Origin of the sequence: Gilliamella sp. ESL0254 (assembly GCF_013344985.1) — a bacterium.
GTDB lineage: Bacteria > Pseudomonadota > Gammaproteobacteria > Enterobacterales > Orbaceae > Gilliamella > Gilliamella bombicola.
The window spans coordinates 389295-405310 of sequence record NZ_JAAEDU010000001.1 but is presented as its reverse complement, the minus strand read 5'-3'; the positions used below and the strand labels follow the sequence as shown (position 1 = coordinate 405310).

Sequence of the window (16016 nt, the reverse complement as noted above, 5' to 3'; positions counted from 1 at the left end):
TCGCCAATCCTTGCTATCTTGGATGAGGTATTTCTAAACCGCCTACACGGCGTTAAGGTAGAGCTCAAGATTTGATAAATCTTGCTGTATAAAGATAAACAACAATTTCGTCTTTGAAAACCCTTTTTATGAGGTGTTTTATAATTTATTGATTTTATTTAATTTTAAATTGTCGTTAAAAAAAGGGTTTGGAGCGGTTAATTTGCTGTTATTAGGGCGCTATTCGTGGTTTTGTTGATTTGTTGTATGTCGGCGCTTTGCTTAGGTTGTGTAAGTGTTTGATTTAGCTTGAAAACGGCAAAATAAAAACTTCAATAAAATCAATACCTTTCCTGACCACTTTTTGGATGTAACTTCATTGATTTTTAACACAAAAACAACTCACAAAAAAAACACCTAAGATTATGCTGTCTGTCTTGTTCCGGCGTCAGAATGTGCCGACAACAGAGCGAGGTTAGCACGCCAAACAAGGATGTTTGGCGAGTTTGTGCTGCGTCTGGAACGCATCACAAACGGTGCGTTAAGACCGAGCGACGGCGGACAAATTTGTCTGGAACAAATTTGAACATCTGAGCACAGCGAAGGTGGCCTCGTAGAGGCGAGTATCAGGATGATACGAGTAGTGCCGTAGGCCACATTCTGTAGCCAAAGCGCGGGATTGCAAAGGGAATTCGCTTTAATTCCCTTTGCTCGGACGTGGTCACTGTGGCTATTTTGTTCACCCAAGGTCAAAACGTCCGAAACCTGCGCACTTAATTTATTCTATCCACCACCCCAAAAAGGCCTGATTTTCCGCTAAAAATCGGTCAGGAAAGGCATTGATTTTATTGAAGTTTTTTTCTAGCTGTTTTTTAACAAAAACTGCCTTATAAAAACACAATAACCCATCCCAAAAACGATGGCTATGTTGTCTGTCTTATTCCGGCGTCAGAATGTGCCGACAACAGAGTGAGGTTAGCACGCCAAACAGGGATGTTTGGCGAGTTTGTGGTGCGCCGGGAGCGCGTCCACAAACGGTGCGTTAAGACCGAGCGGCGGCGGACAAATTTGTCTGGAACAAATTTGAACATCTGAGCAAAGCGAAGATGGCCTCGCAGAGGCGAGTATCAGGATGATACGAGTAGTGCCGGCCACATTCTGTAGCCAAAGCGTGGGATTGCAAAGGGAATTCGCTTTAATTCCCTTTGCTCGGACGTGGTCACTGTAGCTATTTTGTTCACCCAAGGTCAAAACGTCCGAAACCTTGCCGTACTATAAATAGACCACAAATTTAAACCGCAACAGCGCAACCCTAAGGAAAATGCCCCAACTTACGCGGGGGCGTTATTCTTGGTTAGATTGTCCTCTATCTGAACCATAACCGCCCCCGCAGCCCAAGGATTAAAGAATAAGCAATAAAAACTAAGGTGTGGAACAAAGGCCACGACGGTCGTAGCCGGCACCGCGCAAGAAGACTCTGCCAAAGTGCGGGGAGACATCGAAGCCATTGTCGCTCGTCCAGTAGTAGGTGCTGCCAAAGTCCAAATCAGCGTAGTGGGACATGTAGCCCCACTCCGTGAAAAAACCTGCACCTATGTAACGCATGTAATTATTAATAGATGAGTTAGGCGTGGCGCCATCTATGCCATTTACACAAGGAAATGAAGAAGAAGATGTACCACACTTCGCGTTAGTTAAATCCTTAATCCGTGGCAAACGATAACCCAAACTACTACACCAAGTGGATTGGTTAGACTGAGTATCATCTTTATTACCCCGATTGACGAACCACTGTTTTAAGACAAACCCATACCTCACCCCATGACCTCGACTATCCCTACCGACTAACTCAAATGTCTGTGGCAAAGAGGGGACATCTAGCGGACTAGGATTACTTGAATTTTTCTGAGTATCATCAGCCCTAGGACCACTTAACTTAACTCGTGCGACAACTTTTCCTCTATCAACACTAGGAATCCATCTATCATTAGCTGCTACACTTGTCACCGTAGCTGTTATATCACCATTCGTGACAACAGACCATGTCAACTGACTTGCATTAACTCCAGTAGGCATCTCTAAGTCAAAATACAACCCATCAGCACCCGTTGTAGGAAAATTTCGGTCGTAAGAGGATGAATCAGTTGACTGAGTTAAAAAACCCTTATTAGGGTCCCATATGTTAGATGGGCCGGCGTAATTGCCTGTGCCATAGACGAGATTCGGCCTTGCGCTACTCGCAAAGTAACAAGTAACAGGACCACCAGTAACACCATACGGATTGATATAATATGTCACCCTCTGACTGCTAAAATTGGTCCTATTAGGAACACCGTACTGGGTCTGTAAATATCCCTCTGTACTACTTAAAGTTACCCTATAAGGCGCCTTACATCCACTTAATTCTTCATTAAAACTAACATCATTGCCATCCTTATCTGTAAAGGATGCCGATATACTCCCTGATATACCATTTGCTGCCGGCTCATCTCCATCATCATCTCGCCAATAACCAAACCTTGTGGCTAAATCACTTAAACTCACTGAACTAGCTGTTAATGGTGGGAATATCATTCCTATATCTCCCAATCTACTACCTGCACGAGGTAAGCTTATTGGATTTGATACGCTTGATGTATTAGTAGATGGCCTGATTACCCGACCATCCTCCAACCTTATAGACAACAAACTGTCTGTATCTGTTGCCTTTGTTAGACCATAGTTGAACGCTAAATACGGCGCACTACCCTCTATTACCCTTGAAGTACACGCCATGAATGGCTGTGAACAAGGCGTTAATGCCACAGAACTCTGTGTATATGACAACAACAACAATGCCACGAAGAACAACGCCGATTTAAGGAATCTAAATAATCTAAGTAAGCTGAGTAAACCTGATAAGCCTGATAAGCTTGGTAAACTTGGTAAACCTGAAAATTTAGATAGAAGAGGTAAACGCCTTGACCTCGGCGATAACCCTGCCGATAACGGCTCCGATTTCGCTACGCGAAATGACCTCGGTGATGAAAATAAGAACTGTGTCTGTTTTAGACTACGGTGAAATTGAAAAAGAATTAAGGCGTAGGTTTGGCAGGCCAGATGCCAGATGCCAGATGCCATAAATGGTAATGCATTTCGATCATCCTGTCAAGTAATTTTTTGTTTTATTTAGATTTTTTATAACTGACTGCTCGACTAATGAGCAATCCCTTGCTTTGAAAGCGCTTAAATTATAACCGCTTGACCAATAATGCGCTACCTTTTTTGTTAAAAATTTGTAAAGTTTTGTTAAAGAACGAGTCAGCCTATGTTGGCGGGCTACTGGGGACGACTTTTGCTGGTGGTTTTTGGCTAAAAACCAATAAATAAAAAATTGAATAAAATCAATACCTTTCCTGACCACTTTTTGGATGGTAATTACGTTGTTTTTTAACAAAAAAACACCCCAAACTTTTTCAGGGTGGACGAAGGATCTTTTATTTTATCTGTTTTGTTGTTTTACCCAATGCGTTTTTTTGGCAAATCCTAACAAGTTGTTGGTCATTTTTATGCTTTGCAGTTCTAATGCCCAAATCGGCGCTTTGATGACTCTTGCAAAAGGAAACGCTCGATAATATTGTCTATAGGCTTGTTCGGCTTGTTCGGCTTGTTCATTTTGTAATTGGGTTGCTTTAGCTTGGAATTGGATGCCTTGGATTTGTGCAATGGTTTTGGGAGTGATACTAATTGTTCCTGCCACCTGAGGGTGCATTATCATGGCTTTGGCGTGTTGGGTTTTTAGTTCGGAAAGAAGATATAGGTGCATTAGCTGTTCATCAAATGCATAGAAGGTATTGCATGCCCATGGAGTGTTGTCGGGTAAGATGACGCTGAGCGTTAATACATGGTTCTTTTTGATAAATTTGGTGATTTTAGGATCGGCTTGCATAGTTTGGGCTTGTGGGAGTTATTCGGGTTTGTTATTTAGGTGCAGGTCTTCACCCCAGCGTGGTAGTGTTGGGATATCAATTCCAAATAAGTCGAGCGCTCTGGCAACACTGTGGGTGATGATGTCATCAATGCTGTTAATATGTTGATATAACGCAGGCACAGGTGGACAAATAACGCCGCCCATAAGGGTGATTGTTTCCATGTTTTTTAGATGTGCTAGGTTAAAAGGCGATTCGCGGACCATTAGCACTAAGCGACGGCGTTCTTTTAATACAACATCGGCAGCGCGAGTCAGTAAATTATCAGATAGGCCTTGTGCTATGGCGGCAAGCGTGCGCATTGAGCAAGGGGCAATTAGCATGCCCATAGTTTTAAATGAGCCACTTGCAATGGCAGCACCAATGTTGTTAACGGGGTAGACCTTGTCGGCCAGTGATGCGATTTGAGCTAAACTTAGATCGGGCGCTTCGTGAGCACGCGTGATGTGTGCCGCTTTTGAGATCACTAAGTGTGTTTGGATGTTGAGTGGTTTTAAAAGCGTTAGGGCTTTTATTCCGTACGCAAACCCGGTTGCGCCACTAATGCCAATCACTATCCGCTGTTGTGTCATGTTGGTTCCTTTATTAATATCAAATTGCAATAAAAATTGTTAATCACTATTTTAAGTAGTTAACCAATCAAATGATACTTTAAAAAAATAAGCGATACTAAAGCTTGCTATGAAAGGATTGACTATACCTATCTATTGATAGTGAATCAAGTAGCAGATAGTTACGAACATGGTTATTGCATTAATAATATATAAATTAGGGGGGAAGCTAGTTGTTTATTGGGTTGAGTTTATTCACACTTTTTCACTATCCTATAGGCTCACTGATAAATGTAGTCTATATGTAGGAATAAGTGTGAAATATATAAAAAGATCAGCTTTTAGGTCTTATTTGACCTGCTTTCCAATGTTTTCGGCATACTGAGTGGTATTCGCTGTCGCCAAGATGGATGGAGTTACCAAATTTTACAATTTGTCCGTCTTCACCTTCTAATAAGATCATGGTGGCTTTTTTTCCACACCAACATACGGTTTTGAGCTCTCTAAAGTTGTCGGCAATTTCGAGTAGTGTTTTTGAACCTTCAAATAAATGTCCCATATAATCGGTTTTGATGCCAAAAAACATGATGGGTACGCCTTGTTCGTCACAGACATCGGAAAGTTTCCAGATGGTGTTGCGTGACAGGAATTGGCTTTCGTCAATGAGTATGCAAGCGTAGTTGCTTTGTTTGATGTGCTCTATGATGCTATCAACCGTTGTGTCATCAAGCTGTAACGCTTTTTTGCGTAACCCTAAACGCGAGACGATTTCAACTGCGGAGTCACGCGTGTCAACCGATGATTTAAGCAGTAACGTTTGCATGTTGTTACTTAGGTAGTTGTGGTCAATTTGAAGTAATTCGGTAGATTTGCCGGCATTCATTACGCCATATATATAGTAGATCTTAGACAAAATAACGCTCTCAAAATTAAAATAAGTCAGTCAATAAAAATGGATGAATAAAAAGCCATTATGCAGATAATAAAAAAGGTAAGTTAAATAACCTACCTTTTTGTTTGTTTAAGAAATAATTATTTTGCTTTACCTTGGTTTGCAACCGCTGCTTGTTTTGCCGCGATTTCGTCTGCGTTGCCTAGGTAATAGTGTTTGATAACTTTCATGTTGTCATCAAATTCGTACACTAATGGCACACCTGTTGGGATGTTAAGTTCAATGATGTCGTCATCGCTGATATTATCTAGGTGTTTTACTAATGCACGTAGTGAGTTACCGTGAGCGGCAATAATAACACGCTCACCTTTAGCTACACGTGGGGCAATAGTTGATTCCCAGTAAGGTAATACGCGTTTGATGGTTAATGCTAAGCTTTCGGTTAATGGTAGTTCTGATTCTGGTAATTTGCTGTAACGAGAATCGTGACCAGGGAAGCGTTCGTCTGATTTTTCAAGTGCTGGTGGAGTGATTGCAAAGCCACGACGCCATAATTTTACTTGGTCATCACCATATTTTGCTGCTGTTTCAGCTTTGTTTAAACCTTGTAATGCACCATAGTGACGTTCATTTAATTTCCAACTTTTTTCAACCGGTAACCATGCTTGATCAACTTCATCTAAAACGTGCCATAATGTGTGAATAGCGCGCTTTAATACTGATGTGTAGGCATAATCAAATGTGAAACCTTCTTTTTTTAGCAATTTACCTGCTTCAGCCGCTTCTTTGTTACCTTTGTCAGATAAATCAACATCAGTCCAACCACAAAAACGGTTTTCTTGGTTCCAAACACTTTCTCCATGTCGAATAAGCACTAATTTTTTTACAGCCATGAGTATAACTCCTTTATTACGTAGATTTAATTTTAGTATATCCTGTTCTTTTATGGATAGACTTAGCTGTTGCTGAGCATATCCATTGGTTTTGCGTTAATCGATTAACGCAAAACGCTTGCTATTTTGGTAAGTATTTTAACGGATCAACTGATTGCGCTTTGTATCGAATTTCAAAGTGTAATCTAACCGACGAGGTACCTGTTGCCCCCATTGTGGCAATTTGTTCACCTGCACGCACGGTTTGTTGTTCTTTAACTAATATAGATTGGTTGTGCGCATAAGCCGTTAAGTAGTCATCGTTATGTTTGATGATAATTAAATTGCCATACCCCGGCAACGCATTGCCCGAATACACCACTCGTCCATCTGCCGCTGCCATCACTTTGTCGCCAAGTGAACCCGATATATCAATACCTTTGCTTGCACTTGAGAATTTTTCAATAATTTTACCTTTTGATGGCCATTGCCATGCAATGTTAGCGACATTTGATTTTGGAGGAGTTGTAGTTGGTATACTGCTAGCTGAATCTAATGGTTCAGTAACTGTTTCGGTTGTTTCGGTCGTAGTTGGTTGTTGATTTTGATCCGTGGTGGTAACCGAAGTCGTTGTTGTTTTAGTTATTGTTGGTTTGGTTTTAACCTGACTTGCCGCGATGCTTGTGTCATCTTTATTGGCCTTGTTTGATGTTGTGTGATTTGTTGTGGTTTTTTGGGTTACAACAACCGTTCCCCCACTGACGTCTAACACTTGTCCAACATTAACAGCAAAAGGTTCTTTGATGTTGTTTTTAGCCGCTAATGAGCGGTAATCATTACCTGTTACCCACGCAATGTAAAATAAGGTATCACCACGTTTAACTGTGTAGGTGTCGCCTTTATATCCCCCTTTGGGAATATCTTCATAATTACGGTTATAAACAATGCGCTCGTTACTAATTACCGTGCCATGGTGGCTGTTGTTGCTGGCATTATTAGTAGTATGAGCTGTTTGTGTGTTTGTTACCGCCGTCTGTGTTGATGAAGGTGGATTATAAGTAGTAGGAGTAGAAGATATTCTTCCCCCTGTTGAGATGTTAGCTGGTGGTTTAGTATAGACAGAGGACGTTGATGGTCCACCTGCGCCAGAAATGTCTTCAATTTCGGCCTGCTCAGTTTGTGTACAAGCAGCAATCAGCAAACTTAAGCAACTTAATGTCAGTATTTTTTTCAAAGCAACACCTTTCATTCGTGAATTTTGTTTTTGGCTAATTTGCGTTCAATAGCATTCTATTTGCACATTTTAGCGTTTTTACAGCAAAAAGCTATTATCAAATAAGTTATTATCAAAAAAATTATTATATTGATTACTTATCGATTAAATCAACAAATTCATCAATAATTTGCCTAATATAATCGATATTTTTTAGCTGATTATCTTTTCTCATCAATTTTATTAGTCTATTTTAGTGATTAATAACCGTGAGTATGCATATTAATTTGACATTACACCACTATTTGTTTGTTTTTATTTATGTGATTTGATTCTTTTTTAAATCCTTTATTAATCAATCTGTAAGCGAAAGTTATATGCAGGAAATTTGCTATTAGTTAGTCATTTTTGCACTTGGGATGTTCGCTATTTCGTTTGCTTTGTCGGATTTATTTTGAAAGTAATGAGTATATACAATAAAATAGGCTTTCGTACAGTATCTTTACCGTATTTCTATAAAAATTTAATGTGATTTAAAATAATGACTTTATATATCGTTGCAACACCAATCGGAAACTTAGATGATATTACGCTTAGAGCAATCAATACGCTTAAAAGCGTTGATCTTATTGCGGCTGAAGATACTCGCCATAGCGGTCTACTTTTACAACATCTTGGCATTAAGGCGAAGCTGTTTGCTTTGCATGATCATAATGAGCAAGAAAAGTCTCATCTTCTGATTGAGAAATTAAAATCCGGCTTGTCTATTGCTTTAATTTCAGATGCCGGTACGCCACTAATTAATGATCCAGGGTATCATTTGGTTAAGGCTTGCCGTGATAATGATATTCAGGTCGTCCCTATTCCCGGTGCTTGTGCTGCTATTGCGGCATTGTCTGTTGCTGGGTTGCCTTCTGATAAATTTAGTTATGAAGGCTTTTTGCCAGCAAAAAGTAAAGCTCGGCAAGATAGTTTGTCCCAATTAGTCGATGAGCCACGTACCATGATTTTTTATGAATCAACCCACCGTTTGTTAGATACGTTACAAGATATGCAAACCGTTTTTGGCGCCGATAAGCGTGTTGTGTTGGCCAAAGAACTCACCAAAACATGGGAAACCATCGTCAGCTTTACCGTAAATCAGCTTATTGCATGGCTAAACGAGGATGCCAATCGGCAAAAAGGCGAATTTGTTTTGATTGTTGAAGGTCATGCAAAAACAGAGAATGATGTTGATCAAAAAGCCATTAATACCCTTAAGTTATTGCAAAAAGAGTTACCCCTTAAAAAAGCCGCTGCGATCACGGCCGAAATTCATGGGCTAAAAAAGAATCAGCTTTATCAAATTGGATTGATGTTAGAAGAATAATTTTACCAAGCTAATAGTAAAGCGTTACGATTGAATTACTAAACAAAGTAAAATCAGCAATAAGATCATTGGTACAAAGTGCGTTATTTGATATAATCCCCCGCAATTTTTATAACATTTTATGATAAAAGGTAACAAACAGTATGGGATTTAAATGTGGGATTGTCGGATTACCGAATGTAGGTAAGTCAACGCTTTTTAACGCACTAACTAAAGCAGGCATTGAGGCAGCTAACTTTCCGTTTTGTACTATCGAGCCAAATACTGGCGTTGTGCCAATGCCCGATCCACGTTTAGATGAGCTGGCTAAAATTGTTAAACCACAACGCACTTTGCCAACAACCATGGAATTTGTTGATATTGCTGGTTTAGTTAAAGGCGCGTCGAAAGGTGAAGGTTTAGGAAATCAATTTTTAGCTAACATTCGTGAAACCGAAGCAATCGGTCATGTTGTGCGTTGCTTTGAAAACGACAATATTATTCACGTCGCAGGCAAAATAGATCCTGCTGAAGATATCGAAATTATTAACACCGAACTTGCCCTATCCGACCTTGAAGCTTGCGAACGGGCAATAACACGCCTACAAAAACGTGCTAAAGGTGGCGATAAAGACGCTAAATTTGAACTAGAAATCCTTGAAAAGTGTTTGCCTCATCTTGAACAAGGTAAGAAACTGTTGTTATTGGATTTTAGCAAAGAAGAACTTGAAGCTATCAAATACCTTAGCTTTTTAACATTAAAACCAACCATGTACATTGCAAATGTCAATGAAGACGGTTTTGAAAATAATCCTTATTTAGATAAAGTCAAAGCAATAGCAGAACAAGAAAAAGCTGTTGTGGTACCAGTTTGTGCGGCAATTGAAGCAGAGCTTGCTGAGCTTGATGATGCTGATCGTGACGAGTTTATGCAAGATTTAGGCTTAACCGAACCAGGCTTAAATCGAGTGATTCGCGCTGGATACAGCTTACTTAACCTGCAAACTTATTTTACCGCAGGTGTTAAAGAAGTTCGAGCATGGACGATTTCGATTGGTGATACGGCGCCACAAGCAGCAGGCAAAATTCATACTGACTTCGAAAAGGGCTTTATCCGTGCGCAAACCATCGCTTTTGATGATTTTATTAAATATGGCGGTGAGCAAGGCGCTAAAGAGGCGGGCAAAATGCGTGCTGAAGGTAAAGAGTATGTCGTGCAAGATGGCGATATTATGAATTTCTTATTTAATGTGTAATTGATAATTTTACGTCGCCTTTTGGCGACGTTGTTATATGGGTTACCTATAAATTTTGTCAAATCTACTAATTTGTAGTGGACTGATAAACATAAGGATATTTAACTTTTATGTTACTCACTTTTCAACAAGCCAAACAACAAATACTGCAAAGCGTATCCACCATAAAATCACTAACTAGCGAAAAGGTTGGGTTATTTGATGCGCTAGATCGGATCACCGCTGAAAATGTGGTTTCGCCTATTAATGTGCCTGGATTCGATAATTCGGCAATGGATGGTTATGCTGTTCGGTTAGCTGATCTTAAGCAATCTACGTTGTTACCACAAGCGGGCGCGATTTTTGCTGGTGATGATATAAGCAATCTTCATTGGCCAAAAGGCACCTGTTTGCGCATTATGACGGGGGCTCCAGTGCCAAATGATGCTGATGCGGTTGTTATGCAAGAGCAGACCGAAAAATCAGATTTGGGTATCACTTTTTTAAGAGAGGTGAAAGCCGGCGATAATATCCGTCGTATGGGTGAAGATGTTAAACAAGATGCAATCACTGTCAACAAAGGAACGAAATTAACAATACCGACTCTATCAACATTGGCAACATTAGGCATTGGTGAGCTTGTTGTGTTTAGAAAGTTGAAAGTAGCTATTTTATCAACCGGTAACGAATTAACCCCCATTGGTGAGCCATTATCGGGCAATGGTGCTATTTATGATAGCAATCGTTTTACGTTAAAATTATTATTGAGCAAGCTTAACTGCGAGGTGGTTGATCTGGGTATTATTGCTGATGATCCCATCCAAATTAAACAAGCGTTAATGACAGCATCAAGTCAGGCTGATTTGGTGGTAACCAGTGGGGGAGTTTCGGTCGGTGATGCCGATTATACCAAAGCGGCCTTAGAAGAGTTGGGCACAATTAACTTTTGGAAAATGGCAATAAAACCAGGCAAACCGTTTGCCTTTGGTAAAATAGGCAATGCACTATTTTGTGGTTTGCCGGGTAATCCTGTTTCGGCTTTGGTGACATTTTACCAATTAGTGCAACCGTTGATTTTAGCGCTTTCAGGGCTTGAAGATTCGTCCATGGAGTTGAGCTTTAAAGTTAAAACAGCAACAAATCTTAAAAAAAGCGTTGGTAGATTGGACTTTCAACGTGGTGTGTTACAAATCAATGCACAGGGTGAATTAGAAGTGAGCACAACTGGGCAGCAAGGTTCTCATATTACGCAGTCATTTAACCAAGCAAACTGTTTTATTGTGCTTGAACAAGAACGGGGCAATGTTGCTAAAGGTGAACTAGTTACTGTTGAGCTGTTTAATGCGCTACTAAAGTAGCCTATGTTTAGATTAATGCACTATTAACTATCAAAATAGTGCAACTAATATCGCGCCAGCTGCAATCATGGCAACACCAATCCCCGCTAACAACGAGATCTTTTCGCCAAATAAAATTACGGAAAACACGACCGCAAAAACAACACTTAATTTATCAATTGGCGCAACTTGTGACACTTTGCCTTCTTTAATTGCCATAAAGTAAAACAGCCAAGATAGTGCCCCCGCAATACCACTAAGCGCAATAATGAGTAAAGCTTTTTTGTCGTTAAAAAAGGTATTGATAAGGTTGAGCTTTCCTTGTATAACCACAACACCAACTAAAAAAATGGCCATGACAATAGCACGAATAGCGGTTGCGGTGTTTGCATCAAGGTGTTGTAAGCCGATTTTTCCCAAAATAGCAACACTTGCTGCTGTTATAGCAGAAAGTAGCGCGTAAATAAGCCAAGCACTCATATTAGTATCTGTCGATTTTGAATAGATATTGTTGGTTATTTGAATTAGTCTCACATTGTTGTGATTTATTCATTACACCACGACAATCTTCTAAAACTCCGTGAGCTTTTGACCAGTGATAGGTTTTGCCTTGGTCGTTTTTGCCGCCACAACCAACTAATATCAAACTGAACACTAAACAAGATAAACCTATAATGGCAGATTTCATTTCGTCCTCCTTTTTGCAAACATATAATATAACCATATTACGTTTGTTTTTATTTGAGCTATTTTACTCTAGAATCAATACGATTAATAGCTTGGCTGCCGCCTATTTTTATGAGGTTAAAACAACGTTCGGCTTTGTGAGCGTGTAACAATTGCGGGGGATCATCTAATGATTCATCGGCTAGCTCAAATGCTCCCCAATGGATGGCTATTGCACAATGACAATTAAGCTCGTCATATAACTGTACGGCTTGTTGTGGATCAATATGTTGTGATTGCATATACCAACGTGGTGCATAAGCGCCAATAGGAATTAATGCTAGATCAATTGATGGAAAGTGTTTAGCAATCTCTTTTAGCTCAGAAGAATAACAGGTATCGCCCATAAAATAGACTGTTTTTGATTGGTTTTGATCATCAATATTAGATTGAATCACCCAACCACACCACAAGGATTTATTTACATCAAACAAGCTACGATTGCTCCAGTGTATAGCAGGAGTGGCCGAAAAGCGAAGTCCATCAATCGTCACACAATCCCACCAATCTAATTCAATAACATGCTTAGCGCCCCATTTTAGTAAGTTTTTTTTTAACCCTAAAGGAACCATCACCACAATATTAGGGAAACGTGTAAGTAATTGGTGAATGCTATGATAGTTAAGGTGATCATAATGGTTGTGTGAAATGACAATAAAATCAATTTGTGGTAATTGCTTGATGCTTAAAGCTGGCGGCGTTCGGCGTTTGGGACCAATCCATTGCGATGGCGAAGCTCGTTTAAAAAAGATTGGATCAGTCAATATCATTTTACCACTTAAACGAATTAAGGTTGTCGAGTGACCAATCCACCAAACCCTATCATCAGGCAAATTAAGATCTATTGGTTCAAACCATGATTGATTAAAAGCGTAATAACCCGCTTTAGGTGGTAATACTCTACGCGTTAAACGCCAACGTATAAATTCGCCTATTTTAATTTTAAACGATCCATTATACCGAAAGCCTTTAGCTGTTTGACGTGTTTTTTTAGTCGTTAAATCTTGTTTAAGTTTTGTCATGGTTATCGTCTTTTCAACTAGTCAGTTGTTTTAATGCGCCACACGTTCAATCACCACCGCAACATTATTAGCATTAGCAATTGCACTAGGTTTAGACACTTTAACTTTTAGCCATTGTACCGCAAATTTTTGTATGATTAATTTAGCAACCTGCTCCGCCACCGTTTCGATCAATTCAAATTGGTTTGATTCAATAAATTGAGTGATCGCTTGGCTAACTAAGAAATAATCCAAACAAAGCGATACTTTGTCGCTTTCACCTGCGGGTTTATTATCCCATGCCATTTCTAGATCAAGTATGAGTTTTTGTTTGATGGTCTTTTCCCACTCGTAAACACCTATGGTAGTTAGAACGGTTAATCCTTCAATTAATACCCTATCTTTGCTGTATGTATTCATGCTAGATTCCAAAATCCTAGTTTATTTAAATAGAGATTACCGAATCTTGATAAATTACGCTATAATTTATTGCAATATATTTTAAGATACTAGCAATTATGACGCGAATTTTTCAACCTTTTACGATTGCTCAAAATAGCCTTATTACCCTAGATGATAATGCGTTTAACCACCTTATTCGTGTATTGCGCATGAAAGTGGGCGAAGAAATCACTCTATTTGATGGAACAAATCAAATTACTCCAGCAGTTATCTGTGATGTTCATAAAAAATCGGTGACAGTCAAAACAGCTTCGTCCATTTTAGACAATCGAGAATCACCATTAGATATCCATTTGGGGCAAGTAATATCACGCGGTGAAAAAATGGAATTTACGATTCAAAAATCAGTAGAGTTAGGCGTTAGTAGTATTACGCCCCTACTTTCTGAACGCTGTGGGGTTAAATTGGATGCCGAACGGTTAGATAAAAAAGTCCAACAATGGCAAAAGATCGTGATTTCAGCTTGTGAACAATGTGGTCGTAATGTCATACCCATCATCCATCCTGTAATCAAACTTGAAACTTGGTGCGCCAGTTTAACAACACAGTTACGCTTAAATTTGCACCCTAAAGCCAAACATGGCGTTAAGCAATTACCTAGTGGTAAGCAGGATATTAGTCTATTAATTGGCCCAGAGGGTGGTTTGTCAGATAGTGAAATTAACATGACACATGATTATCAATTCACTGATATTTTGCTTGGCCCACGCGTGTTACGTACCGAAACAGCAGCACTCACTGCCCTAACCGCTTTGCAAGTACATTTTGGTGATTTAGGATAAGGTAAAATCGTATTGCTTACTCTATTGCGATAGAGAAAATTAGCCCGACATTACTAATGTTTGCTTTGCATCTTAAGCTGTAACGAGTATGATAGTTGCAAGCACACTTTTAATAGTGATTTAAAACACTAACTATCGCATGTTCAAACTAACCCAGTAAACAAGTATAGGATAATACGCGTTATCAATCATTGTTCGCTAAAACCCAAAGAATCAGTAAGGAGTTACCATGATTAAACTTGGTATTGTTATGGACCCAATTAGTCATATCAATATTAAAAAAGACACGAGTTTCGCCATGTTGCTTGAAGCACAAAAACGCGGTTATGCACTTTTTTATATTGAAATGAACGACCTTTTTTTAGACACCGGCGAAGCTTATGCCACAACTCGTTCTTTGACAGTTTATAACGATAAAGATCATTGGTTCGAGCTTGGGCAAGAACAGACCATTCCACTCAGTGACCTTGATACGATTTTAATGCGTAAAGATCCGCCTTTTGATACCGAATTTATTTATGCTACTTATATTTTAGAGCGCGCCGAAGATAAAGGTGTGTTAGTGGTCAATAAACCACAAAGTCTGCGTGATTGTAACGAAAAACTGTTTACGGCATGGTTTGCACAATTTACACCACAAACGCTAGTTACACGCCAAACAAAACAAATTAAAGCGTTTTTTCAAAAACACCATGACATTATTTTAAAGCCGTTAGATGGTATGGGGGGATCATCGATTTTTAGAATCAAACAAGACGATCCTAATGTTTCAGTAATCATTGAAACATTAACTGAACATAATACGCGTTATTGCATGGCACAAAACTTCATTCCTGCCATTAAAGACGGTGATAAGCGTGTTTTAGTCGTTGATGGCGAACCTGTACCTTATTGTTTAGCACGAATCCCACAAAAAGGCGAAACGCGTGGTAACCTTGCTGCAGGTGGGCATGGAGAAGTGAGAGCATTAAGTGAAAGTGATTGGCATATAGCTAAAAGTATCGCGCCAGTTTTAAAAGAAAAAGGCCTTTTGTTTGTAGGACTTGATATTATTGGTGATAAGTTAACCGAAATTAACGTTACCAGCCCAACTTGCGTTCGCGAAATTGAAGCAGCCAACCCTGATCTGTCAATCACCGGTATGTTAATGGACGCAATTGAACATCGACTAAATAAAAAGAGTTAAACAATGATTAGAGAATATAAACCCGAAGATTTAAACAGCGTTATGACAATATGGTTGCAAGGTAATTTGCAAGCTCATGACTTTATCGATCCTGAATTTTTTAAACAAAATTATGATTTAGTAAAAATGCTAATCCCAATGTCCACTTTATACGTGCAGGATCTTGGCGGCATAAAAGGGTTTATTGGTTTAACCGAAAACTATATTTCAGGACTGTTTGTTGATCAAAATTACCGTCATCAAGGTGTCGGTGAAGCGTTAGTTAATAAAGCCAAACAGCGCCACAATGAACTATTAGTACATGTTTATAAAAAGAATACTGCGGCGATTGATTTTTATGTTGCTCAGAATTTCGATATTGTTTCAGAATCGATCAATGAAGAAACCAATGAGCCTGAGTTATTAATGCGCTGTCATGTTGAACATAACGTTAAAATTGGCAAATGTGCATTATAAAAGTTACC

Annotated in this window: 16 protein-coding genes and 1 CRISPR repeat array (1 of these 17 only partly in view); of the genes, 6 read left to right on the top strand and 10 right to left on the bottom strand. The window is 39.3% G+C overall.

Translation table 11 applies throughout. The features are described 5' to 3' along the window. A CRISPR array of direct repeats spans positions 1 to 58; the repeat unit is 28 nt; unit sequence TTTCTAAACCGCCTACACGGCGTTAAGG; it reaches 210 nt to the left of the window's first position. A gap of 1343 nt (positions 59 to 1401) precedes the next feature. The 6 genes from GYX25_RS01770 to nlpD form a co-directional block, all read right to left on the bottom strand. Beyond that, positions 1402 to 3099: a hypothetical protein gene (locus GYX25_RS01770; RefSeq protein WP_174786546.1), complete on the bottom strand. Its 1698-nt coding sequence runs from the start codon at positions 3097 to 3099 to the stop codon at positions 1402 to 1404. A gap of 361 nt (positions 3100 to 3460) precedes the next feature. Next, positions 3461 to 3907, bottom strand: a complete 447-nt coding sequence (locus GYX25_RS01765) for a hypothetical protein (RefSeq protein WP_174786545.1) — start codon at positions 3905 to 3907, stop codon at positions 3461 to 3463. Between the two features lie 18 nt (positions 3908 to 3925). Further along, on the bottom strand, positions 3926 to 4519 hold the full coding sequence (locus GYX25_RS01760; protein WP_174786544.1) for a UbiX family flavin prenyltransferase: 594 nt from the start codon (positions 4517 to 4519) through the stop codon (positions 3926 to 3928). 313 nt (positions 4520 to 4832) lie between these two features. Next, positions 4833 to 5411 (bottom strand): thymidine kinase, encoded by a 579-nt coding sequence (locus GYX25_RS01755; protein ID WP_141683378.1) that lies wholly within the window; start codon positions 5409 to 5411, stop codon positions 4833 to 4835. Between the two features lie 119 nt (positions 5412 to 5530). Next, on the bottom strand, positions 5531 to 6283 hold the full coding sequence (gene gpmA / locus GYX25_RS01750) for a 2,3-diphosphoglycerate-dependent phosphoglycerate mutase (RefSeq protein ID WP_065637836.1): 753 nt from the start codon (positions 6281 to 6283) through the stop codon (positions 5531 to 5533). Between the two features lie 121 nt (positions 6284 to 6404). Continuing rightward, positions 6405 to 7511: a murein hydrolase activator NlpD gene (nlpD, locus tag GYX25_RS01745; protein ID WP_174786543.1), complete on the bottom strand. Its 1107-nt coding sequence runs from the start codon at positions 7509 to 7511 to the stop codon at positions 6405 to 6407. A gap of 505 nt (positions 7512 to 8016) precedes the next feature. On the opposite strand from nlpD, the gene rsmI reads away from it, so the two are divergent. The 3 genes from rsmI (at position 8017) to moeA (ending at position 11416) form a co-directional block, all read left to right on the top strand. Then, positions 8017 to 8844: a 16S rRNA (cytidine(1402)-2'-O)-methyltransferase gene (gene rsmI / locus GYX25_RS01740; RefSeq protein ID WP_091350898.1), complete on the top strand. Its 828-nt coding sequence runs from the start codon at positions 8017 to 8019 to the stop codon at positions 8842 to 8844. Positions 8845 to 8987: 143 nt separating this feature from the next. Next, positions 8988 to 10079, top strand: a complete 1092-nt coding sequence (gene ychF / locus GYX25_RS01735) for a redox-regulated ATPase YchF (protein WP_091350896.1) — start codon at positions 8988 to 8990, stop codon at positions 10077 to 10079. 110 nt (positions 10080 to 10189) lie between these two features. Continuing rightward, complete coding sequence (gene moeA, locus GYX25_RS01730) at positions 10190 to 11416, top strand: molybdopterin molybdotransferase MoeA (protein WP_174786542.1); 1227 nt, start codon at positions 10190 to 10192, stop codon at positions 11414 to 11416. Positions 11417 to 11446: 30 nt separating this feature from the next. On the opposite strand, the gene GYX25_RS01725 is transcribed toward moeA, so the two are convergent. Genes GYX25_RS01725 through folB form a run of 4 tightly spaced genes read right to left on the bottom strand, consistent with a single transcriptional unit; the run spans position 11447 to position 13542 of the window. Beyond that, the gene (locus tag GYX25_RS01725) at positions 11447 to 11875 is read right to left on the bottom strand and encodes an EamA family transporter (RefSeq protein ID WP_091350892.1); all 429 of its coding nucleotides are present in this window, start codon (positions 11873 to 11875) and stop codon (positions 11447 to 11449) included. A gap of 1 nt (position 11876) precedes the next feature. Beyond that, positions 11877 to 12083, bottom strand: coding sequence for a hypothetical protein (locus GYX25_RS01720; RefSeq protein ID WP_091350890.1), 207 nt, complete (start codon positions 12081 to 12083; stop codon positions 11877 to 11879). A gap of 58 nt (positions 12084 to 12141) precedes the next feature. After that, positions 12142 to 13143 (bottom strand): MBL fold metallo-hydrolase, encoded by a 1002-nt coding sequence (locus GYX25_RS01715; RefSeq protein WP_174786541.1) that lies wholly within the window; start codon positions 13141 to 13143, stop codon positions 12142 to 12144. 30 nt (positions 13144 to 13173) lie between these two features. After that, positions 13174 to 13542 (bottom strand): dihydroneopterin aldolase, encoded by a 369-nt coding sequence (folB, locus tag GYX25_RS01710; protein ID WP_174786540.1) that lies wholly within the window; start codon positions 13540 to 13542, stop codon positions 13174 to 13176. Positions 13543 to 13640: 98 nt separating this feature from the next. Between folB and rsmE the strand changes: the two genes are divergently transcribed. The 3 genes from rsmE to GYX25_RS01695 all read left to right on the top strand — a co-directional run bounded on the left by rsmE (position 13641) and on the right by GYX25_RS01695 (position 16008). Beyond that, on the top strand, positions 13641 to 14366 hold the full coding sequence (gene rsmE / locus GYX25_RS01705) for a 16S rRNA (uracil(1498)-N(3))-methyltransferase (protein ID WP_091350885.1): 726 nt from the start codon (positions 13641 to 13643) through the stop codon (positions 14364 to 14366). A 229-nt stretch (positions 14367 to 14595) separates the two neighbouring features. Then, positions 14596 to 15552, top strand: coding sequence for a glutathione synthase (gene gshB / locus GYX25_RS01700; RefSeq protein ID WP_091350883.1), 957 nt, complete (start codon positions 14596 to 14598; stop codon positions 15550 to 15552). 3 nt (positions 15553 to 15555) lie between these two features. Next, the gene (locus GYX25_RS01695) at positions 15556 to 16008 is read left to right on the top strand and encodes a GNAT family N-acetyltransferase (RefSeq protein ID WP_091350881.1); all 453 of its coding nucleotides are present in this window, start codon (positions 15556 to 15558) and stop codon (positions 16006 to 16008) included. Positions 16009 to 16016 lie beyond the last annotated feature (8 nt).